This is a genomic window from Pseudomonas frederiksbergensis, assembly GCF_001952935.1.
Lineage (GTDB): Bacteria > Pseudomonadota > Gammaproteobacteria > Pseudomonadales > Pseudomonadaceae > Aquipseudomonas > Aquipseudomonas frederiksbergensis.
The window spans coordinates 2682250-2703749 of sequence record NZ_CP018319.1; the positions used below are offsets into that span (position 1 = coordinate 2682250).

The window sequence follows — 21500 nt, forward strand, 5'->3', positions numbered from 1 at the left end:
CAGGAACATTCGATGAATACCGAAGTGCTCACTGAAGTTGCCGTAAAAGACGCTCAACCTGTGGTGGAGCAAATCGCCGAAACCCCGCCGGAACTGGAGCCTGCTCCACCCGCGGTGGTGGCCGAGCCCGTTGTAGCGGCGCCAGCGATTGCCATTCCCGGCCTGGATGACAGCAGCCTGTACATCCATCGCGAGCTCTCGCAACTGCAGTTCAACATCCGCGTGCTGGAGCAGGCGCTGGATGAGTCCTACCCGTTGCTGGAGCGGCTGAAGTTTCTGCTGATCTTCTCCAGCAACCTGGACGAGTTCTTCGAAATCCGTGTGGCCGGCCTGAAGAAGCAGATCACCTTCGCCCGTGAACAGGCCGGTGCCGATGGCCTGCAACCGCATCAGGCCCTGGCCCGCATCAGCGAACTGGTCCACGGTCACGTCGACCGCCAGTACGCGATCCTCAACGACATTCTGTTGCCGGAGCTGGAAAAGCATCAGGTCCGCTTCATCCGTCGGCGTCACTGGACCACCAAGATCAAAACCTGGGTGCGCCGCTATTTCCGCGACGAGATCGCGCCGATCATCACCCCGATCGGCCTCGACCCGACGCACCCGTTCCCGTTGCTGGTGAACAAGAGCCTGAACTTCATCGTCGAGCTCGAAGGCATCGACGCCTTCGGCCGCGATTCCGGTCTGGCGATCATTCCGGCGCCACGTCTGCTGCCGCGCGTCATCAAGTTGCCGGAAGAAGTGGGCGGCTCTGGCGACAACTACGTGTTCCTGTCGTCGATGATCCATGCGCACGCCGATGACCTGTTCCAGGGCATGAAGGTCAAGGGCTGCTACCAGTTCCGGCTGACCCGAAACGCCGACCTCGCCGTCGACACCGAAGATGTGGAAGACCTGGCCCGCGCCCTGCGCGGCGAGTTGTTCTCGCGTCGCTACGGTGACGCGGTGCGTCTGGAAGTGGCCGACACGTGCCCGAAACACCTGTCCGACTACTTGCTCAAGCAGTTCAACCTGCACGAGACCGAGCTGTATCAGGTCAACGGGCCGGTCAACCTGACCCGTCTGTTCAGCATCACCGGTCTGGACAGTCAGCGAGCGCTGCAATACACGCCGTTTACCCCGCAGATCCCGAAACTGCTGCAAAACAGCGAGAACATCTTCAGCGTGATCAGCAAGCAGGACATCCTGTTGCTGCACCCGTTCGAGTCCTTCACCCCGGTGGTCGACCTGCTGCGCCAGGCGGCCAAGGACCCGCATGTATTGGCGGTCCGCCAGACCCTGTATCGCTCCGGCGCCAACTCGGAAATCGTTGATGCGCTGGTCGATGCGGCGCGTAACGGCAAGGAAGTCACTGCGGTGATCGAATTGCGTGCGCGGTTCGACGAAGAGTCCAACCTGCAACTGGCCAGCCGTCTGCAAGCGGCCGGTGCGGTGGTGATTTACGGCGTGGTCGGCTTCAAGACCCACGCCAAGATGATGCTGATCTTGCGTCGCGAGGCCGGCGAGATTGTCCGTTACGCCCACTTGGGCACCGGCAACTACCACGCGGCCAACGCCCGTCTGTACACCGACTACAGCTTGCTGACCTCGGATGACGCCTTGTGCGAAGACGTCGGCAAACTGTTCAGCCAGCTTATCGGCATGGGCAAGACCCTGCGCATGAAGAAGCTGCTGCACGCGCCGTTCACGTTGAAGAAGGGCATGCTCGACATGATTGCCCGGGAGACCCAGTTCGCCCTCGACGGCAAACCGGCGCATATCATCGCCAAGTTCAACTCGCTGACCGATCCGAAGATCATCCGCGCGTTGTACAAGGCCAGCCAGTCCGGGGTGCGTATCGATCTGGTGGTACGTGGCATGTGCTGCCTGCGTCCGGGCATCGCCGGGGTTTCGCACAATATCCACGTGCGCTCGATCATCGGGCGTTTTCTGGAGCACACTCGGGTCTTCTACTTCCTCAATGGCGGCGAAGAGCAGATGTTCCTCTCCAGCGCCGACTGGATGGAGCGCAACCTCGACAAGCGCGTCGAGACTTGCTTCCCGGTCGAAGGCAAGAAGTTGATCATGCGGGTCAAGAAAGAGCTGGAGCTGTATCTCACCGATAACACTCACAGCTGGAGCCTGCAGGCGGACGGCCGTTACATCCGCAACACGCCGACCGGCAACCAGAACCCGCGCAGCGCGCAGGCGACGTTGCTGGAGCGTTTGGGTAGCCCGATCCTCGCCGTTCGCTAACGCACGTACCCTTGTGGGAGCGGGCTTGCTCGCGAATGCAGTGTGTCAGTCGACATCAATATTGACTGACACACTGCATTCGCGAGCAAGCCCGCTCCCACAGGGGGCAATGCGTTGTTTGCTGAATTGCGGACACAAAAAAAGGCCTTCCGAAGAAGGCCTTTTTCATTTTCAGCGAACGTTAAGCACAAAGCCGACCCGGGTCAGCCACTCCGCTTCAAGGGCGAAGTCGGCCTGGGTCAGCTGGTTTTCGTCCAGCCAGTTCTCCGGAAACTGCACATCAAGGCTATCGCCGTTGGCGTGCAGCACGACCTGGGGCATTTCCTGGGTGCCGCGGATGTGATGGAACAGGATCGCAAAGCGCAGCAGCACGCACAGGCGAATCAGCTTGATGCCCTCATCGCCGAAATCGGCAAACCTGTCCCGGGGAATATTGCGGCGGTGGCCGCGCACCAGCAGCGCGAGCATCAATTGGTCTTCGCGGGAGAACCCGGCCAGGTCCGAGTGTTCAATCAGGTAGGAGCCGTGCTTGTGATACTGATAGTGGGCGATGTCCAGGCCCACTTCATGGACCTTGGCCGCCCAACCCAGCAATTCGCGCCAGACGCCGTCATCCAGCTCCCAATCCTCGGCCACTTGGTCGAAGGCATGCAGCGCCTTGCGCTCAACGCGCGCCGCTTGTTCCAGATCGACGTGATAACGCTCCATCAACGAGCTGAGGGTGCGTTCACGGACGTCTTCGTGATGATGACGGCCCAACAGGTCATAGAGCACGCCTTCGCGCAGGGCACCTTCACAGTGATCCATGCGTTTCAGCTCGAGCGCGTCGAAGATCGCTTCGAGAATCGCCAGGCCCGCCGGAAAGATCGCCCGGCGGTCGGGCTTGATGCCTTCGAAATCGATCTTGTCGACATCGCCCAGTTTGAACAGCTTGCGCTTGAGCCAGGCCAGGCCTTCGGCGTTGACCTCGCCAGTGCCATGACCGCCGGCCTTCAACGCCAGGCCAATGGCACGGATGGTGCCCGAGGAGCCGATGGCTTCATCCCAGGTCAGGCGGTGCAGGGCGTGTTCGATGCTCATGATCTCCAGCCGCGCCGCGGTGTACGCCTGGGCGTAGCGGGCCGGGGTGATCTTGCCATCCTTGAAATAGCGCTGGGTGTAGCTGACGCAGCCCATTTGCAGGCTTTCGCGCAGCAGCGGTTCGAAGCGCTGGCCGATGATGAATTCGGTACTGCCGCCGCCGATGTCGGCCACCAGGCGTTTGCCCGGGGTGTCGGCGAGGGTGTGGGAAACGCCGAGGTAGATCAGGCGCGCTTCTTCACGGCCGGAGATGACTTCCACCGGGTGGCCAAGGATTTCTTCAGCACGGTGGATGAACTCGGCACGGTTACGGGCTTCACGCAGGGCGTTGGTGCCGACGATCCGCACGGCGCCGGTCGGCATACCGTTGATCAGTTGGGCGAAACGCTTCAGGCAATCGAGCCCGCGTTGCATGGATTCTTCACTGAGCTGGCGCTCATCGTCGATGCCGGCGGCCAGCTGAACCTTCTCCCCGAGACGCTCGAGAATACGGATTTCGCCGTTCTGGGCCTTGGCCACGACCATGTGAAAGCTGTTGGAGCCCAGGTCGATTGCGGCGATCAGGGACAGATTCTTGGCTTGGGATTGCGGCATGGTCAGGGGGTCTCGGTCGATAACCCCGACATCGTGCCACGATCAAACGCTGACGCCAACGCGTAGGAGCTGCCGAAGGCTCGATCTTTTACCGCGGGAATATTTGCGGTGTTGCTGATGACTCCTTCGCGAGCAAGCCCGCTCCCACATTTAACCGAGTACCTCAGTAAGAACGCGGTCAACTGTGGGAGCGGGCTTGCTCGCGAAAGCGGCCTCGCAGGCGCCGAAGATCCGTTAGCCCGCCGCCTCAACCGTCCCAATGAAATTCGCCAGCTCCGCCGTTTGCGGATTGGCAAACAACACCTTCGGATCCCCCACCTCATGCACCTTGCCCTGATGCATGAACACCAACTTATCCCCAACCTCCCGGGCAAAACGCATCTCATGGGTGACCATGATCAATGTCATCCCTTCCTTGGCCAGTTGCCGGACCACGCTCAGCACTTCATTGACCAATTCCGGGTCCAGCGCCGAGGTAATCTCATCGCACAGCAAGACCTTCGGCGACATCGCCAGCGCCCGGGCAATCGCCACCCGTTGTTGCTGCCCGCCCGACAACCGATCCGGAAAGGCATCGAATTTTTCCCCCAATCCGACCCGCTCCAGCATCTCCCGCGCCAGTTCTGCCGCTTTGGCCTTTGGCACTTTCTGTACAACCTGCGGCGCGAGCATCACGTTCTCGCCGACCGTCAGGTGCGGGAACAGGTTGAACTGCTGAAACACCATCCCGACTTTCTGTCGCAAACTGCGCAGATCGGCACGGGCGGCGTCGAGGTATTCGCCGTCGACTTCGATCACGCCGTCGTTGATCGATTCCAGGCCATTAAGGGTGCGCAACAAAGTGGATTTGCCCGAGCCGCTGCGGCCGATAATCGCCACCACCTGGCCTTCCTCGACGCTCAGGTCGATGCCTTTGAGCACATGGTGGTCGCCGTAATATTTATGCAGGGCCGAGATTCTAAGCAGAGGCATGCAGTCTCCTTTCCAGGTAGCGCGCACTGAGGGACAAGGGGTAGCAGAGCAGGAAATAACCGAGGGCCACGAGGCCGTAGACCATGAACGGTTCGAAGGTCGCGTTGGCGAGCATGCCGCCGGTCTTGGTCAGTTCGGTGAAGCCGATGATCGAGGTGACGGCGGTGCCTTTGACCACTTGCACCGAGAAGCCCACGGTCGGCGCCACGGCGATCCGCAGCGCTTGCGGCAGGATCACGTAACGCAGTTGCTCCAGCGGGTTCAGCGCCAGGCTCGACGAGGCTTCCCACTGACCGTTAGGGATCGATTCGACGCAACCACGCCAGATCTCCGCCAGGTAGGCGCTGGTGAACAGCGTCAAGGCAATCGCCGCGGCCATCCACGGCGAAATCTCCACCCCGGCCAGCGCCACGCCGAAGAACACCAGAAACAGCTGCATCAACAGCGGCGTGCCCTGGAACAGTTCGATGTAGGTGCGGGCGAAGCTGCGCGGCAGGGTTTTTTTCGAGATGCGCATGACCATGATCAGCAAGCCGATCAGTCCGCCACCGATAAACGCCACCAGCGACAGCGCCAGGGTCCATTGCAGCCCGGTGAGCAGGTTGCGTACGACGTCCCAGAAGGTGAAATCGCTCATTGGCTGCTCCTCGCAATGAAGCGGCGGCCAATCCAGTTCAGCAACTGGCGGATCAGCAGCGCCATGCACAGGTAGAGCAACGTGGTCAGGGCGTAGGTCTCAAAGGCGCGGAAGTTGCGCGACTGAATGAAGTTGGCAGCGAAGCTCAGCTCTTCGGTGGCGATCTGCGAGCAGACCGCCGAACCCAGCATGACGATGATGATCTGGCTGCTCAACGCTGGCCAAACCTTGCCCAGTGCCGGCAGCAGCACCACATGGCGAAAGGCTTCGAACCGAGTCATCGCCAACGCGGCGGCCGCTTCCAGCTGTCCTCGGGGGATCGCCTGGATACCGGCGCGGATGATCTCGGTGGAATAGGCGCCCAGGTTGATCACCATCGCCAGCACCGCCGCCTGCCATTCCGAAATCTGCACGCCCAGTGACGGCAGACCGAAGAAGATGAAAAACAACTGCACGAGAAAAGGCGTGTTACGGATCAACTCGACGTAGACCGCAAAAATGCCGGCGAACGGACGGATGTTCCACGCCCGCACCAGCGCCCCGACGATGCCCAGACCCACCCCGAGCACCGCGCCGATGGCCGTCAGTTCAAGGGTGAACAGCGCACCGCGCAACAGCAGGTCGGTGTTGTGCACCACCGGTATGAAATCGAACTGATAAGCCATGTTCAGTCTCCGCTACGACGATCAGAGATCAGCCGGCAGCGGCTCTTTGAGCCAGGTCCGGGAGTTCTTCTCCAGCGCGCCGTCGGTCTTGGCGGTGGCGAGGATCTGGTTGACCTTGTCCAGCAGCGCCGGCTCGTTTTTATTCACGCCGACGTAGACTGGCGAATCCTTGAGCTTCACTTTCAGCGCCGGAATGCGTTTCGGGTTGCGCTCGCTGATGGTCACCATCACCACGTTGCCGCTGGCGATCAGGTCAACTTGCCCGGCGAGGTAGGCGGCGATGGTCGAGTTGTTGTCTTCGAAGCGCTTGATGGTCACGCCTTCGGGCGCGACTTTGGTCAGCTCGATGTCTTCGATAGCGCCACGGGTGACACTGATGGTTTTGCCCTTGAGATCGTCCAGGCTTTTGATGCTGGCGTCTGGCGGACCGAACACGGCGAGGTAGAACGGCGCGTAGGCACGGGAGAAATCGATGGCTTTCTCGCGCTCGGGGTTCTTGCCGAGGCTGGAGATCACCAGATCGACCTTGCCGGTGGTCAGGAACGGAATGCGGTTGGTGCTGTTGACTGGCGTCAGCTCGAGTTTGACCTTGAGTTGGTCGGCCAGCAGTTTTGCAGTATCGATATCAAGGCCGCGCGGCTTCATGTCCGGGCCGACCGAGCCGAAGGGCGGGAAATCCTGAGGCACGGCCACCTTGAGGACGCCGCGCTTGACCACATCCTCCAGACCGTCGGCGTGGGCGGGCGCCTGGCTCAGCATCAGGCTGGCAAACAGGGCGGCGAGGAGGGCGCTGTAACGCTGGGTCATGGCAAATCTCCGAATCGGCGAGAAGTGAATTCTGCGGATCGACAGAGCATGGGCCGTGCCAAGAATTGGTATTGGGTGCCGAAAGCCACGGTTTTGCTGGATTCGTTCGGTCTTACTGGTCTGAACAGTCATGCGCGGTTTCGCACTCCGATAGCGCACCGCCGGATTTCGCCGAACCCCCTTGGGGCACGACTTGCCGGGCGTCGCGAATAGCTTTACAACTAACCGCTCATTGGCCTGGTTCGTCTGAAAAACCATGAACTCGATCTCCCGCGCCGTACCTGAAGTGGCGCTGCAAGCCATCCGTAAATTGATCACTGAGCAAGGTTTCGGGCCGGGCGATGCCTTGCCCTCGCAACGGGATTTGGCGGTGCAATTGGGGGTCAGTCGGGCGTCGCTGCGCGAAGCGTTGTCGTCATTGAGTGCGTTGGGGGTGATCAGCATCCAGCCGGGCAAAGGCGTGTTTGTGCAGTCACCGGTTGATTTGCCGAAAGGTGAAGCGGCGCTGAGTTGGCCGTTCGCGGCCCAGGCCTCGCCGCTGGACATCTTCCAGTTGCGCTATGCCCTGGAAGGCTTTGCTGCCGGTTTGGCGGCGGCGACCCTGAGCACTCACGAGCTCGATGCGCTGGAAGATAACGTCGCCGCCATGCGCCTCGAATTGAAGGCCGGCGACTTCGAGGCAGCGGCGCGGCTGGATTTCGAGTTTCACCGACGCATCCTGCTGGCGAGCGGCAATCAGGCGATGCTGAGCATCCTGACCGCCAGCGCCGACATCTTTCTAGAGAGCCAAAAGCTACCGTTCATCCGGGCCGAGCGGGCCATGGAAACCTGGCAGGAGCACCGCAAAATCCTCCGCGCACTGACCCGGCGGGCCTCCGGCGCAGCGCAGAAGGCCATGCACGAACATGTGCGTAACGCGGCATTACGCACTGGAATTGCCTTCGTCGCTCCCGCCACCTCGTGACTTGAGCTATACCCAAACTCATGCGGCACCATAGCGAGACTCAATCATCTGCACCTTCCTGAACGAGGGAAGGGCGGCTATGATGGGCCACGTTTTTTTGCTTACAACCTGGAGACTTCCATGAGCAGCGATCTTATCAAACACGTCACCGACGCTAGCTTCGACGTCGACGTCCTCAAGGCCGAAGGCGCTGTACTGGTCGACTACTGGGCTGAATGGTGCGGCCCTTGCAAAATGATCGCTCCTGTTCTGGACGAAATTGCTGAAACCTACAAAGGCAAGCTGACCGTTGCCAAACTGAACATCGACGAAAACCAGGAAACTCCGGCCAAGCATGGCGTGCGTGGTATCCCGACCCTGATGTTGTTCAAGAACGGCAACGTTGAAGCGACCAAGGTCGGCGCACTGTCGAAGTCGCAACTGGCTGCTTTCCTCGACGCCAACATCTAAGCGTCGTTTAAGCGTCATCAAAAAGGCCCCGCACATCGCGGGGCCTTTTCGTTATTGAGGGCTAGACGCTCCGAAACTCAGGTGGTACATTCGGCCCCGCACTGGTTTCTCCATTGCCCCCTGCTAGCCGTCGCCGACGCACTCCTTTTCGAATAAGTACGCGATCCTGTCGCCTTCTCTGCGGCGCGGCCTCATTAAGCCCAAAAGCTTAATTTCCCCCCCCTCCATAAATGATTACGTCATTCCTATATGAATCTGACTGAACTCAAGCAAAAGCCGATTACCGAACTGCTCGAATTGGCCGAACAGATGGGCATAGAAAATATGGCCCGTTCGCGCAAGCAGGACGTGATTTTCTCCCTGCTCAAAAAGCACGCTAAAAGCGGCGAGGAAATTTCCGGTGATGGCGTGCTGGAGATTCTCCAGGACGGCTTCGGCTTCCTTCGCTCCGCTGACGCTTCCTATCTCGCCGGCCCAGACGATATCTACGTCTCGCCGAGTCAGATCCGTCGCTTCAACTTGCGCACCGGTGACACCATCGTTGGCAAGATCCGCCCTCCAAAGGAAGGCGAGCGTTATTTCGCGCTGCTCAAGGTCGACACGATCAACTACGATCGTCCCGAGAACGCGAAAAACAAGATTCTCTTCGAGAACCTGACCCCGCTGTTCCCGACCGTGCGCATGAAGATGGAAGCCGGCAACGGTTCCACCGAAGACCTGACCGGTCGTGTCATCGACCTGTGCGCCCCGATCGGCAAAGGCCAGCGCGGTCTGATCGTTGCACCGCCGAAAGCCGGTAAAACCATCATGCTGCAGAACATCGCGGCAAACATCGCACGTAACAATCCTGAAGTTCATCTGATCGTATTGCTGATCGACGAACGTCCGGAAGAAGTGACCGAAATGCAGCGCACCGTGCGCGGCGAAGTAGTTGCCTCGACGTTCGACGAGCCGCCAACCCGCCACGTGCAGGTTGCCGAAATGGTGATCGAGAAGGCCAAGCGCCTGGTCGAACACAAGAAGGACGTGGTGATCCTGCTCGACTCCATCACCCGTCTGGCTCGCGCCTACAACACCGTGATCCCGAGCTCCGGCAAGGTACTCACCGGTGGTGTCGATGCCCACGCCCTGGAGAAACCTAAACGTTTCTTCGGCGCCGCACGGAACATCGAAGAAGGCGGTTCGCTGACCATCATCGCCACCGCGCTGGTTGAAACCGGCTCGAAGATGGACGAAGTGATCTACGAAGAATTCAAAGGCACGGGCAACATGGAACTGCCGCTGGATCGTCGCATCGCTGAAAAACGCGTGTTCCCGGCCATCAACATCAACCGTTCCGGCACCCGCCGCGAAGAGTTGCTGACCGCCGACGACGAGTTGCAGCGCATGTGGATTCTTCGCAAGCTCCTGCACCCGATGGACGAAATCGCTGCCATCGAGTTCCTGGTCGACAAGCTGAAAACGACCAAGACCAACGATGAGTTCTTCCTGTCGATGAAACGCAAGTAAGTCGATAAGGCCAAGAAGCCGGGGAAACCCGGCTTTTTGCTATCTGATTTTTGATGAACCGGCAGTTCGTGGTTCTGAATAGAGGGGTTCGGCGCTAAACTGCCACCCCCGAACGGCACGGCCAACACGAGGCTCACGCATGCAGTATCGCGACTTGCGCGACTTTATCAGCGGTCTGGAAAAGCGCGGCGAACTCAAGCGCATCCAGGTTCCGGTGTCCCCAGTGCTCGAAATGACCGAGGTCTGCGACCGCACCCTGCGTGCCAAAGGTCCGGCCCTGCTTTTCGAAAAGCCCACGGGATATGACATCCCGGTGCTCGGCAACCTGTTCGGCACCCCTGAGCGCGTGGCGCTGGGCATGGGCGCAGAAGCGGTCAGCGAATTGCGCGAGATCGGCAAGCTGCTGGCGTTCCTCAAGGAACCCGAACCGCCGAAAGGCCTGAAAGATGCCTGGTCCAAGCTGCCGATCTTCCGCAAGATCATCGCCATGGCGCCGAAAGTCGTCAAAGACGCGGTGTGCCAGGAAATCGTCATCGAAGGCGACGACGTCGACCTCGCGATGCTGCCGGTGCAGACCTGCTGGCCGGGCGACGTCGGCCCGCTGATCACTTGGGGCCTGACCGTCACCAAAGGCCCGAACAAGGACCGCCAGAACCTCGGTATCTACCGTCAACAAGTGATCGGCCGCAACAAGGTCATCATGCGTTGGCTCAGTCATCGTGGCGGCGCGCTGGATTACCGTGAGTGGTGCGAGAAGCATCCTGGCCAGCCGTTCCCGGTGTCCGTGGCGCTGGGCGCCGACCCGGCGACCATTCTCGGCGCGGTGACGCCTGTGCCGGACAGTCTCTCCGAATACGCTTTCGCTGGTCTGTTGCGCGGCAACCGTACCGAGCTGGTGAAGTGCCGTGGCAACGACCTGCAAGTGCCGGCCACCGCCGAGATCATCCTTGAAGGTGTAATCCATCCGGGCGAGATGGCCGATGAAGGTCCCTACGGCGACCACACCGGTTATTACAACGAAGTCGACAGCTTCCCGGTGTTCACCGTCGAGCGCATCACCCACCGGATCAAACCGATCTACCACAGCACCTACACCGGCCGTCCGCCGGATGAGCCGGCGATTCTCGGTGTGGCGCTGAACGAAGTGTTCGTGCCGATCCTGCAGAAGCAGTTCCCCGAGATCACTGACTTCTACCTGCCGCCCGAAGGCTGCTCGTATCGCATGGCCATCGTGACCATGAAGAAGTCGTATCCTGGCCATGCCAAGCGGGTAATGCTCGGTGTCTGGTCGTTTTTGCGACAGTTCATGTACACCAAGTTCGTTATCGTCTGTGATGACGACATCAACGCACGCGACTGGAACGACGTGATCTGGGCCATCACCACGCGCATGGACCCCAAGCGCGACACGGTGATGATCGACAACACGCCGATCGATTACCTGGACTTCGCCTCGCCGGTTTCCGGCCTGGGTTCGAAGATGGGGCTCGATGCCACGAATAAATGGCCGGGCGAAACCACTCGCGAGTGGGGCCGGGTGATCGTCAAGGACGAAGCCGTTACCCAGCGGATCGATGCCATCTGGAATCAGTTAGGAATAGATTGATGCGTGTAACCTTGCAGCCCTCCGGAGCAGTGCTAGAGATTCTGCCCGGCGAGCGGATTCTCGACGGCGCACGGCGTCTGGGCTATGAATGCCCGCAAAGCTGTCGTAACGGCAATTGCCACGTGTGCGCCGCGCTGCTGGTGGAAGGGCGGGTCGAACAAGCCGGCGATGTGCGCGACCATGGCGAGTTCTACACTTGCATTGCAGAGCCGCTGGAAGACTGCATCGTGCTGTGGGATGGCGTGCTCGCGCTGGGAGAATTGCCGGTGCGCAGCTTGTCATGTCAGGTCATTGAGTGCAGGGACGTCGGCGGCGATACCTGGCGTGTGCGTCTGCGAGCGCCGGCTGGCAAGCCACCGCGTTATCACGCCGGTCAGTACCTGATGATCGAACGCGAGAATGGTGAGAAATCCGCGTTCTCCCTGGCCTCGGCACCGCATGGCGGGCGTGATCTGGAAATTCATGTACTGGCGCGCGAAAGCAGTGCGCTGAGCCTGATCGACCAGTTGCAACGCAACCCGATGGTGCGGATCGAAATGCCATTCGGCGACACCCATCTGGCGGAACTGCCGGACGGTCCACTGGTGCTGATTGCCGCGGGCACCGGCATGGGCCAGATCCACAGCCTGATCGAACATTGCCGCGCCAAGGGCTTCAAGCATCCGGTGCATCTGTATTGGGGCGTGCGTCGTCCTGAAGACTTTTATGCCATCGAACATTGGGACGAATGGCTGAAACTGCCCAACCTGTTCCTGCATAAAGTCGTCAGTGATCAATGCGGCTGGCAGGGACGCTGCGGGATGCTGCATGAGGCGGTGTGCGAGGACTTCCCGGATCTGAAACCCTTGCATGTCTACGCCAGCGGCTCTCCGGCCATGGTCTACGGCACGCTGGATGCTTTGGTCGAAGCCGGGATGGATGCCCATCAAATGCGCGCGGATGTGTTTGCGTACGCGCCGCGATCTTGATCCGCGATCTTGATCCGCGATTTTGATCCGCGATTTTGATCCCCCGCTCTTAATCGTTATAACTCTCTATATAGCCGATCGGTATTTATAAATTTATGTAAATGCCGGTAGGTTATATGTCATCCAGGCAAATAGTTAAGAACTGTGCCATGGCACTTAAATTGCCTTAAAACATATGTGCCTTATTGTTACAGCGGTGCGTTCTATTAAGTAATTCTTCACCCGCGGGGAGCTGAACGCTAATCGCCATGAGCGCCATTGAATCTGCTTTTTTGAATCTGGCTTACCCTCCGCGGCTCGATCTGGGGCCGCAGCTCACGCACGAACAATTGATCAACTCAATGCAGTCGACCATGGCGCGCCACAAGGGCGGGCCGGTGTGGCTGTTCGCTTACGGTTCGCTGATCTGGCGTCCTGAATGTGCAGCGGTGGAGCGAGTGCGGGGTCGTGTGCATGGCTACCATCGCGGTTTGTATTTATGGTCCCACGAACATCGCGGCACACCCGAAGTGCCTGGGCTGGTATTCGGCCTGGATCGCGGTGGTTCTTGCAGCGGCTTCGCCTATCGCTTGCCTGAAGAACAACTTGAAGCCTCTCTTTACGCACTTTGGCAGCGCGAAATGCCATTCCCGTCCTATCGCCCACACTGGCTCAACTGCCGTCTTGAAGACGGAAGTCAGGTTCAGGCGTTGGGTTTTGTATTGGAGCGGCATCTGCCCAGCTATGCGGGCAACTTGCCGGATCACGTGCTGAGCCACGTGTTCGAAAACGCTTGCGGGCGTTACGGCACCACTCGCGATTATGTCGAGCAGACCGCCCACGCCCTGCGTAGCCACGCCATGCCAGACCGGAATCTGGAGGCGCGGCTCAAGCGCTGCAAATCAAAAACCGATCAGGCGATTGCTTCGCGGCTCTGACTGGCGACTTGTTTGTGCCACAGCGTCGGCGCCAGGAACGCCATCGCCAGTAAGCATGCGCCGATCAGCAGCACGAAACCGCCATCCCAGCCGAAGTGGTCCACGGTGTAGCCCATCGCTGCACTGGCCGCGACCGAACCCCCCAGATAACCGAACAGACCCGTGAAGCCCGCTGCCGTACCGGCGGCTTTCTTCGGCGCCAATTCCAGCGCTTGCAGGCCGATCAGCATCACCGGGCCGTAAATCAGGAAGCCGATCGAGACGAGCGCGATCATGTCGACTGTCGGGTTGCCGGCCGGGTTGAGCCAGTACACCAGGGTCGCCACGGTCACCAAAGCCATGAACACCATGCCGGTCAGGCCACGGTTGCCACGGAAGATCTTGTCCGACATCCAGCCACAGAGCAGCGTGCCCGGAATACCTGCCCATTCGTAGAAGAAGTAGGCCCACGAGGTTTTATCCACAGTGAAGCCCTTGGCTTCCTTGAGGTAGGTCGGTGCCCAGTCCAGCACGCCGTAGCGCAACAGGTAGACGAAGACGTTGGCCAGGGCGATGTACCAGAGCATTTTGTTGCGCAGCACGTACTTGACGAAGATTTCCTTGGCGCTGAATTCTTCTTCGTGGCTGGCGTCGTAGCCTTCCGGATAGTCGTTCTTGTACTTCTCGATCGGCGGCAGGCCCACCGATTGCGGGGTGTCGCGCATGGTGACGAAGGCAAACACCGCCACCGCCATGGCGACCGCCGCCGGCACGTAAAACGCTGCGTGCCAATCATTGAACAGGCCCATGCCGAGCAGGAACAGCGGGCCGATCAGGCCGCCACCGACGTTATGCGCCACGTTCCACAAGGACACTACTCCACCGCGTTCCTTCTGCGACCACCAGTGCACCATCGTCCGCCCACTCGGCGGCCAGCCCATACCCTGGGCCCAGCCATTGATAAAGAGCAGGATGAACATGATGGTCACGCTGGACGTCGCCCAGGGCGCGAAGCCGAAAATGAACATCACACCGGCCGATACCAACAGGCCGAAGGGCAGGAAGAAACGCGGATTGGAACGGTCGGACACAATGCCCATCAGGAACTTGGAAAGGCCATAGGCAATGGCAATGGCCGACAGCGCCAGGCCCAACTCGCCGCGGGTATAGCCCTCTTCGATCAGATAGGGCATGGCCAGGGAGAAGTTTTTGCGCAGCAGGTAATAGCCGGCATAACCGATAAAAATACCGGCGAAGATCTGCCAGCGAAGGCGTCGGTAGGTGTTGTCTATTTTTTCTTCAGGCAATGGAGCCTGATGTGCGGCAGGACGAAAGAAAGCAAACATTCAAGAGCTCCAGATTTCTTGTTTTGACTGCGGATGCGAATGTTACAGTTTCGTTACCGAAAATAGCACCGGTTCGCATCGGCCAAATAGCGGAAATGCTGGAGATTGCATGTTCTTTTATGAACATGTCGCTCAGGTATAAATGTAGGGCGTTGTGGGAAAGGTTACTTGCAGATCTACGTGCCGCATTTCGGTCCAGGGTAGGACGAGGCTTTGGGAAATGTCCTTCGTGTGTATGGGAAGTCGTGGCGTTTTGTTCCCAGGACAATAAAAAGCGGTCTGAACAACTTCATTTGAAGTCCAGACCGCTGCATTGGGCTCAGCGAACCTGAACCACCACTTTCCCGACCGCTTTGCGCTGGCCAAGATCATTGATCGCCTGCCCCGCATTGCTCAGTGGATACACTTGCGACACCAACGGCTTCAACTTGCCCTCGGCGAACCAGCCAAACAATTGCTGGAAGTTCGCCGCGTTGTCTTGAGGCTGGCGCTGGGCGAATGAGCCCCAGAACACGCCGATCACCGCTGCGCCTTTGAGCAGCGCGAGGTTCACGGGGAGTTCGGGGATGCGTCCGCTGGCGAAGCCGACAACCAGCAGGCGGCCATTCCACGCGATGGCGCGGATGGCCTGGTCGAACAGATCGCCACCGACCGGGTCGTAGATCACGTCGGCGCCCTGGCCATCGGTCAGGCGCTTGATTTCGTCCTTGAGACTGGTTTCGCTGTAGTTGATCAACTCATCGGCACCGGCGGCCTTGGCTACTGCGAGTTTTTCGGCGCTGCTGGCGGCGGCGATCACGCGGGCGCCCATGGCTTTTCCGATTTCCACGGCGGCCAGGCCGACACCCCCGGACGCGCCGAGTACCAGCAAGGTTTCACCCGGTTGCAGGTTTCCCCGTTGCTTGAGCGCGTGCATCGAAGTGCCATAAGTCATGCTGAACGCGGCGGCGGTGTTGAAATCCATCGATGGCGGAATGGGCAGCACGTTGTAGCCCGGCACCGCGACCTGTTCGGCGAAACTGCCCCAACCGGTCAGCGCCATGACCCGGTCGCCGACCTTGAGGTGGCTGACCTTTTCGCCTACTTGGCTGACCACGCCAGCCGCTTCGCCGCCCGGGGAAAACGGGAAGGGCGGCTTGAACTGATATTTGCCCTCGATGATCAGCGTGTCCGGGAAATTCACCCCGGCGGCGTGCACGTCCAGCAGGATTTCATTCTTCTTCGCGACAGGACTGGCGACGTCTTCCAGCACCAGCGATTCGGCAGGGCCGAAGGCTTTGCACAGCACGGCTTTCATCAGGGCTATTCCTTTGGGAGTGATGGCCGATAAGTGTAGGTGTGTGAGTCGATGGGTCAACGAGCATGCCCGGCCCTGATAGTCAGCCATAAGCTTGTGCTTGAGCGGCGGGTCGTTATGCTAGGCCGCAAACCGGATAAGGAGCGAATTGTGAAAGCGTGGATCATGTTGTTGCTGGCCCTGTCTCTGCCTGTGGCAGCGATGGCCGAAGAAGCCAAAGAAGGTGCAGCGCCGAAGGTCAATTACATCACCCTGAGCCCGCCGTTCGTGGGCAATTACGGGCTGGACGGGACGCCGAAGCTCAAGGTCTACAAGGCCGATGTGGCGTTGCGAGTGACCGGTGAAGAGGCGACCAAACTGGTGAAAGCCAACGAACCGTTGATTCGTAATCAACTGGTGGCGTTGTTTGCCCAGCAGACCACTGAAGCGATGAACAACGTCGAGGCCAAGGAAAAGCTGCGTCAGGAAGCCCTCAAGCAGACCCAGCAAATCATGAGCGACGAAACCGGCCAGCCGGTGGTTGAGGATTTGTTGTTCAACAACCTGATCATCCAGTAATGCTGGATCTGTAGGAGCAAAGCTTGCTCGCGATAGCGCCCACAAGACCGCCATCGCCGGCAAGCCGTGCTCCTGCATTCAGGACGCCAGACTCTTGCGAAACCGCATTAGCGCAATCGCAAAGAACAGCAGCCCAATGACCGTGAGCGCCAGTAAGTCCGGCCAGACCACGCTCAACCCGGCGTCGCGAAACAGTATCGCGGCGCTGAGGCTGACGAAGTGCGTCGATGGCGAACCCTGCATCACCCATTGTAGCCATTGCGGCATGCTGTCGAGTGGCGTACTGCCACCAGATAGCAGCAACATCGGGATAATTACCGGAATCGCCAACAAGCCGAACTGCGGTGTCGAGCGGGCGAGGGTCGCGAGGAATATCCCCAGGGCTGTGCTGGCGAACAGATAAACCGCGGTCACCAGCAAAAATAAGGTCATCGAGCCGGCCAGCGGCACGCCGAGCGCGCCTTTGACGATCACTTCCAGCGACAGCCAGGTGCACAGCACCACCACCAGCATGTTGCTCCAGATTTTCGCCAGCATGATTTCCAGCGCTGTCAGCGGCAGCACCAGCAAATGGTCGAGGGTGCCGTGTTCGCGCTCGCGCAGCAGCGCCGTGCCGGTCAGGATGATGGCGAGGATGGTGATGTTGTTGACGATCTGAATGACAGCCAGAAACCAGCCGCCCTCCAGATTTGTATTGAATAGCGAGCGGGTGGTCAGCAGGACTGGCGCTTTACTCGCCACATCGCTCTGGCCGCTGTAATTCAACAATTCGCGCTGGAAAATCCGCCCTATGTAACCCGCGCCCATGAACGCCTGGCTCATGGCTGTGGCGTCGACATTCACTTGCACGGCAGGCTGGCGACCGGCCAACAAATCCGTCTGAAAGTTCGCCGGCACGTTGATCACAAACGTGTACTGGCCGCTGTCCATGACCTGATCGAGTTGCCCATAAGGCAGCAAGACCGGGCGTTGAAACTCCGGCGGTTGCAGTGCCTGCGCCAGTTGTCGCGACACTAGGCTGTGATCTTCGTCCACGATAGCCACGCTGGCGTTATGCACGCCAATCACCGAGCCGGCAGCCGGCATATAGATCGCCACCGTGAAGGCGTAGAAGAGGAACAGCAGCAGGACGCTGTCATGCCGCAGGCTGGTGAGTTCCTTGAGACCCAGGCGCAGGATGTGCGCGAGCTTGTGCATCAGGCCTCCTGCTTTTTCAGCATGACCAGGCTGAGCCCGGTGAATCCGAGAAAGAACCCGAACAGCGCCAGGCATTGTGGCCAAAGCTGTCGTATGTCCAGGGCCTTGGTGAAAGTGCCTACCGCGATATCGAGAAAGTGACCCGCGGGGAACAGCATGCCCATCACGGATGCCGCACCCTCCAGGGACGAGCGCGGCACAATCAGCCCGGAAAACTGGATGGTCGGCAAGCTGGTGATGATCATGGTGCCGAGGATGGCAGCGATCTGGGTTCGGGTGAACGCCGAGATCAACAGGCCCATGCTGGTAGTTGCCAGCACATAAAGCAGTCCACCAAAGGTCAGGGTCAGGAAGCTGCCCTTGAACGGTACACCGAACAGCCACCGGTTCATGGCGACCAGTACCGCGAGGTTGACCAGGCTGACTGCCAGATACGGTACCTGTTTGCCCAGCAGGAACTCGAGTCGGGTCAGCGGCGTGGCGTAGAAGTTGGTGATCGAACCCAGTTCTTTCTCCCGTACGATGCCCAGCGCTGTCAGCATGGCCGGGATGAACGCCAGGATCAGCGCCATGACGCCAGGGCCGATGGCGTTGACGCTGACCACGTCCTGGTTGTAGCGGAAGCGGGTTTCCAGTCGGGCGGCTGCTTGGCGGTTCAGCGCGGGGCTGCTCTGTTCGGCCAGTTGTTCAATATTGGCCAGGTGCACGGCCTCGACGTAGTTGCGGCTGGTCTCGGCGCGAAACGGCATGCCACCATCGAGCCAGGCAGCCACGACCGGTTGACGCCCGGCGTACAAGTCCCGGCCAAAACCCGGCGCAATCTCAAGTGCCAGTTTGATTTCAGAGCGCTGAAGGCGGCGATGCAGCTCTTTGGCATCGCGGATAGAGGGTTGTTCGTCGAAGTACCGAGAGCCGCGAAAGGCTTCCAGATACGCGCGGCTCTGCGGCGTCTGATCCTGATCGTAGACGGCGAAGGCGAGTTTCTCTACGTCCAGGGAAATGCCGTAGCCGAAGATCACCATCATGAAAATTGCCCCGAGCAGGGCAAAGGCCATCCGCACTTTGTCGCGCAGCAGTTCCTTACCCTCACGACTTGCTACCGCCATCAGGCGTCCGAGACTGAAGCCGCGGTCTTTCTTGGGCATGGCCGGCATGACGGGCGCATTCGCAGAATCTGGAGGTTTCGGCGGTTCAGGGGTGTCCTGGGCTTGCTCCAGGCATGTGACAAATGCAGCTTCCAGTGTTTCGCCTTTGAACTGTTGTTGCAGTGCTGGCGGCGTATCGCAAGCCAGCACCTTACCGGCATGCATCAACGAGATGCGATCGCAACGTTGGGCTTCGTTCATGAAATGGGTGGAGAGGAAGATGGTCACACCTTGTTCACGGGACAACTCGATCAGCAGTCGCCAAAAGTCGTCCCGCGCCGCCGGGTCGACGCCGGAAGTCGGTTCGTCGAGGATCAATACTTCCGGGCGATGCAACACCGCCACCGCCAGGGACAGGCGTTGACGCAAGCCCAAAGGCAGCGCCCCGGACTGCTGATCGCAAACGCTGCCCAGATTGAAGCGCTGGATCAGCTCATCGATGCGTTGTGTGCTTTGGGTTTTGGGCAAGTCGAACAGGCGTGCGTGCAAATCCAGGTTCTGCCGCACGCTGAGTTCGCCATACAGCGAAAAGCTCTGGGACATGAACCCGACCCGTTTGCGGGTGGCCAGGTCCTTGGCATTCACCGGATTGCCCAGCAGCGTGGCACTGCCTTCACTGGCGGGTATCAGCCCGGTGAGGACTTTCATTGTGGTGGTTTTGCCGCAGCCATTGGAACCGAGAAAGCCAAAGATTTCGCCATGACCGATGGCAAAACTGACCTTGTCTACAGCAGTGAAGTCGCCGAAGCGCAAGGTCAGATCGTGGGCTTCGATAGCGATATCGGTGGTGGTGCCGGTTCGAGGCGGGATCACCAGAGGCTGATTGTCGTGGCTGCTGTCGCCCTGATAGTGGGTGAAGGCTTCGTCGAGTTTGCCGCTGGTTGTGACTGCCCGTAATTCCTTGCTTAACCCGGTGGCAATCAGCTTGCCGTCATCGAGCATCAGGCAATGCTCGAACTGCTCGGCCTCCTCCATATACGCGGTGGCAACCAGCAGTGTCAGTTGTGAACGCTGGCGCCGCACATCGTCAATCAGTTCCCAGAAATGCCGACGGGACAGGGGATCGACGCCGGTTGTCGGTTCATCAAGGATCAGCAGATCCGGCTCATGGATCAACGCACAGCACAGGCCCAGCTTCTGTTTCATGCCGCCGGACAGTTTGCCGGCCGGGCGGTCGGCAAAGCGCAACAGGTCGGTGGCCAATAACAGATTGTGCATGCGCTGATCGCATTCAGCTTTTGACAGGCCGAACAGGGTGGCGAAAAAGTGGATGTTCTCGCTGATCGACAACTCGGGGTAAAGGTTGCCCCCCAAGCCTTGGGGCATGAAGGCGATGCGCGCATAGAGGGTATTGCGATGGTGGCGATCCTGGATCGAGCCGCCGAGCACTTCCAAATGGCCCTGCTGCAGCGTTTTCACCCCGGCGATAAGCCCAAGCAGACTCGATTTTCCAGCGCCATCGGGGCCGATCAATCCGCAACGGGTTCCAGCGGGCAGGCTGAACGTGATGTCACTTAGCGCCTGTTGTTTGCCGTAGCGATGATTGATGCCGGTCGCTTGAACCGCCTGGCCGGTCATTGCAGATTGGCCGGCCAGGCAACGGAGGTGGTGCGCACATAGCCGGCACCGGGCATGCCGGGTTTGGCTTGCGGCAGTGCCCTGGGATCCGTCAGGTGTAACTTGACGCGGAACACCAGTTTTTGCCGCTCATCGCGGGTCTCGACTTCTTTGGGGTGAATTGCGACTTGGCTGCCACAAAGCTGATTTTTGCCGGCAGGGGGCGGTCGGGCAGAGCATCGAGCAAAATCCGCGCTTCATCGCCCACCGCCAGGCGTCCAGTCACGGAGGCCGGGAGGTAGAGGTTCATGTATTGATCGTTCGGGTCGATCAGCAGTAATACGCGTCCGCCAGCCCCCAATACCTCACCGGCTTCGGCCATGCGCAGCTGGATCACTCCGTCGATAGGGGCTCGCAAACTGCTGTCGTCGATTTCGCTGGTCAACATCGCGACTTGGGCTTGTGCCGCACCAATCGCGGCGCCAACGGCCGATACCTGGGCTCGAGACGCGGCGACCGACGCGATGCAGGTGTCGAGGCGCGCCTGCTGTTGATCGATAATCTGGCCACTGACGAAACCGTGTTTGAACAGTTCCTGAGAGCGCTTGAGTTCCTGCCGGGCCAGCAATTGCTCGCTCTGGCGCAATTGCACGTTGGCTTGTGCTGCGTTGAGGTTTTCCCGGGCGCGCAACACTTCAGCTTCGGCCTGGTGGCGTTGGGCTTCAAGGGTGCGGGTGTCCATGCGGGCCAGCAGTTGGCCCTTGGTGACCTTGTCGCCTTCATCGACAAGCACCTCTGCCAGTCGGCCCGATGTCTTGCTGGCGATTTGCACTTCGGTGGCTTCGAGACGGCCGTTGCCGACATACAAACCTTCGGGCAACCGGTCATGCATCGACTTCCAGTAGCCAAAACCACCGGCGGCCAGCAGCAGTACCATTAAAGCGCTGGCGAAAAAAATCGAAGAGCGGCTGTGCGTAGACATGCGGGCATCCTGCGGCTGTTGCGTCCTAGTCTGGT

The 21500-nt window shown here is 59.7% G+C and carries 17 protein-coding genes and 1 pseudogene; 8 read left to right on the plus strand and 10 right to left on the minus strand.

What is annotated here, in order from left to right; all coding sequences use genetic code 11:
* The first annotated feature begins 12 nt into the window (after positions 1 to 12).
* Positions 13 to 2235 carry a polyphosphate kinase 1 gene (gene ppk1 / locus PFAS1_RS12375; protein WP_076029341.1) on the plus strand — a complete coding sequence of 741 codons (2223 nt, stop codon included), beginning with the start codon at positions 13 to 15 and terminating at the stop codon, positions 2233 to 2235.
* Between the two features lie 171 nt (positions 2236 to 2406).
* Here the strand turns inward: ppk1 and ppx are convergent, their stop codons facing one another.
* The 5 genes from ppx to PFAS1_RS12400 all read right to left on the minus strand — a co-directional run bounded on the left by ppx (position 2407) and on the right by PFAS1_RS12400 (position 6990).
* The gene (gene ppx / locus PFAS1_RS12380; RefSeq protein ID WP_074871853.1) at positions 2407 to 3909 is read right to left on the minus strand and encodes an exopolyphosphatase; all 1503 of its coding nucleotides are present in this window, start codon (positions 3907 to 3909) and stop codon (positions 2407 to 2409) included.
* A gap of 234 nt (positions 3910 to 4143) precedes the next feature.
* Complete coding sequence (locus PFAS1_RS12385; protein ID WP_076029342.1) at positions 4144 to 4881, minus strand: amino acid ABC transporter ATP-binding protein; 738 nt, start codon at positions 4879 to 4881, stop codon at positions 4144 to 4146.
* Positions 4868 to 5518, minus strand: coding sequence for an amino acid ABC transporter permease (locus PFAS1_RS12390; RefSeq protein WP_076029343.1), 651 nt, complete (start codon positions 5516 to 5518; stop codon positions 4868 to 4870). Before PFAS1_RS12390 ends, PFAS1_RS12385 begins: the two co-directional genes overlap by 14 nt.
* The gene (locus PFAS1_RS12395; RefSeq protein WP_076029344.1) at positions 5515 to 6183 is read right to left on the minus strand and encodes an amino acid ABC transporter permease; all 669 of its coding nucleotides are present in this window, start codon (positions 6181 to 6183) and stop codon (positions 5515 to 5517) included. The genes PFAS1_RS12390 and PFAS1_RS12395 overlap by 4 nt, the downstream gene beginning before the upstream one ends.
* Before the next feature lie 21 nt (positions 6184 to 6204).
* Positions 6205 to 6990: a transporter substrate-binding domain-containing protein gene (locus tag PFAS1_RS12400; protein WP_076029345.1), complete on the minus strand. Its 786-nt coding sequence runs from the start codon at positions 6988 to 6990 to the stop codon at positions 6205 to 6207.
* Between the two features lie 256 nt (positions 6991 to 7246).
* Between PFAS1_RS12400 and PFAS1_RS12405 the strand changes: the two genes are divergently transcribed.
* The 6 genes from PFAS1_RS12405 to PFAS1_RS12430 all read left to right on the plus strand — a co-directional run bounded on the left by PFAS1_RS12405 (position 7247) and on the right by PFAS1_RS12430 (position 13404).
* On the plus strand, positions 7247 to 7954 hold the full coding sequence (locus PFAS1_RS12405) for a FadR/GntR family transcriptional regulator (protein WP_076029346.1): 708 nt from the start codon (positions 7247 to 7249) through the stop codon (positions 7952 to 7954).
* Positions 7955 to 8074: 120 nt separating this feature from the next.
* Entirely contained in the window at positions 8075 to 8404 is a 330-nt protein-coding gene (gene trxA / locus PFAS1_RS12410) for a thioredoxin TrxA (protein ID WP_008150340.1), read from the plus strand.
* A 249-nt stretch (positions 8405 to 8653) separates the two neighbouring features.
* Positions 8654 to 9913 (plus strand): transcription termination factor Rho, encoded by a 1260-nt coding sequence (rho, locus tag PFAS1_RS12415; RefSeq protein ID WP_007942421.1) that lies wholly within the window; start codon positions 8654 to 8656, stop codon positions 9911 to 9913.
* 139 nt (positions 9914 to 10052) lie between these two features.
* Complete coding sequence (gene ubiD, locus PFAS1_RS12420; RefSeq protein ID WP_074871848.1) at positions 10053 to 11519, plus strand: 4-hydroxy-3-polyprenylbenzoate decarboxylase; 1467 nt, start codon at positions 10053 to 10055, stop codon at positions 11517 to 11519.
* Positions 11519 to 12487 (plus strand): CDP-6-deoxy-delta-3,4-glucoseen reductase, encoded by a 969-nt coding sequence (locus PFAS1_RS12425; protein WP_076029347.1) that lies wholly within the window; start codon positions 11519 to 11521, stop codon positions 12485 to 12487. The genes ubiD and PFAS1_RS12425 overlap by 1 nt, the downstream gene beginning before the upstream one ends.
* Before the next feature lie 248 nt (positions 12488 to 12735).
* A complete protein-coding gene (locus PFAS1_RS12430; protein WP_076029348.1) occupies positions 12736 to 13404 on the plus strand; it encodes a gamma-glutamylcyclotransferase in 669 nt (222 codons plus the stop codon).
* On the opposite strand, the gene glpT is transcribed toward PFAS1_RS12430, so the two are convergent.
* Both glpT and PFAS1_RS12440 read right to left on the minus strand, forming a co-directional pair.
* Positions 13380 to 14729, minus strand: coding sequence for a glycerol-3-phosphate transporter (glpT, locus tag PFAS1_RS12435; RefSeq protein ID WP_074871843.1), 1350 nt, complete (start codon positions 14727 to 14729; stop codon positions 13380 to 13382). The two genes, PFAS1_RS12430 and glpT, sit on opposite strands and share 25 nt — an antisense overlap.
* A 319-nt stretch (positions 14730 to 15048) precedes the next feature.
* Complete coding sequence (locus tag PFAS1_RS12440) at positions 15049 to 16026, minus strand: NADPH:quinone oxidoreductase family protein (RefSeq protein ID WP_074871841.1); 978 nt, start codon at positions 16024 to 16026, stop codon at positions 15049 to 15051.
* Between the two features lie 150 nt (positions 16027 to 16176).
* Between PFAS1_RS12440 and PFAS1_RS12445 the strand changes: the two genes are divergently transcribed.
* On the plus strand, positions 16177 to 16584 hold the full coding sequence (locus PFAS1_RS12445) for a flagellar basal body-associated protein FliL (protein WP_076029349.1): 408 nt from the start codon (positions 16177 to 16179) through the stop codon (positions 16582 to 16584).
* A gap of 78 nt (positions 16585 to 16662) precedes the next feature.
* Here PFAS1_RS12445 and PFAS1_RS12450 read toward each other — a convergent pair whose 3' ends face one another.
* The 3 genes and pseudogenes from PFAS1_RS12450 to PFAS1_RS12460 all read right to left on the minus strand — a co-directional run bounded on the left by PFAS1_RS12450 (position 16663) and on the right by PFAS1_RS12460 (position 21465).
* Positions 16663 to 17781, minus strand: coding sequence for an ABC transporter permease (locus tag PFAS1_RS12450; RefSeq protein ID WP_076029350.1), 1119 nt, complete (start codon positions 17779 to 17781; stop codon positions 16663 to 16665).
* On the minus strand, positions 17781 to 20504 hold the full coding sequence (gene rbbA / locus PFAS1_RS12455; protein WP_076029351.1) for a ribosome-associated ATPase/putative transporter RbbA: 2724 nt from the start codon (positions 20502 to 20504) through the stop codon (positions 17781 to 17783). Before rbbA ends, PFAS1_RS12450 begins: the two co-directional genes overlap by 1 nt.
* A pseudogene (locus PFAS1_RS12460) lies at positions 20501 to 21465 on the minus strand (HlyD family secretion protein). Before PFAS1_RS12460 ends, rbbA begins: the two are co-directional and overlap by 4 nt.
* Between the last annotated feature and the right edge of the window lie 35 nt (positions 21466 to 21500).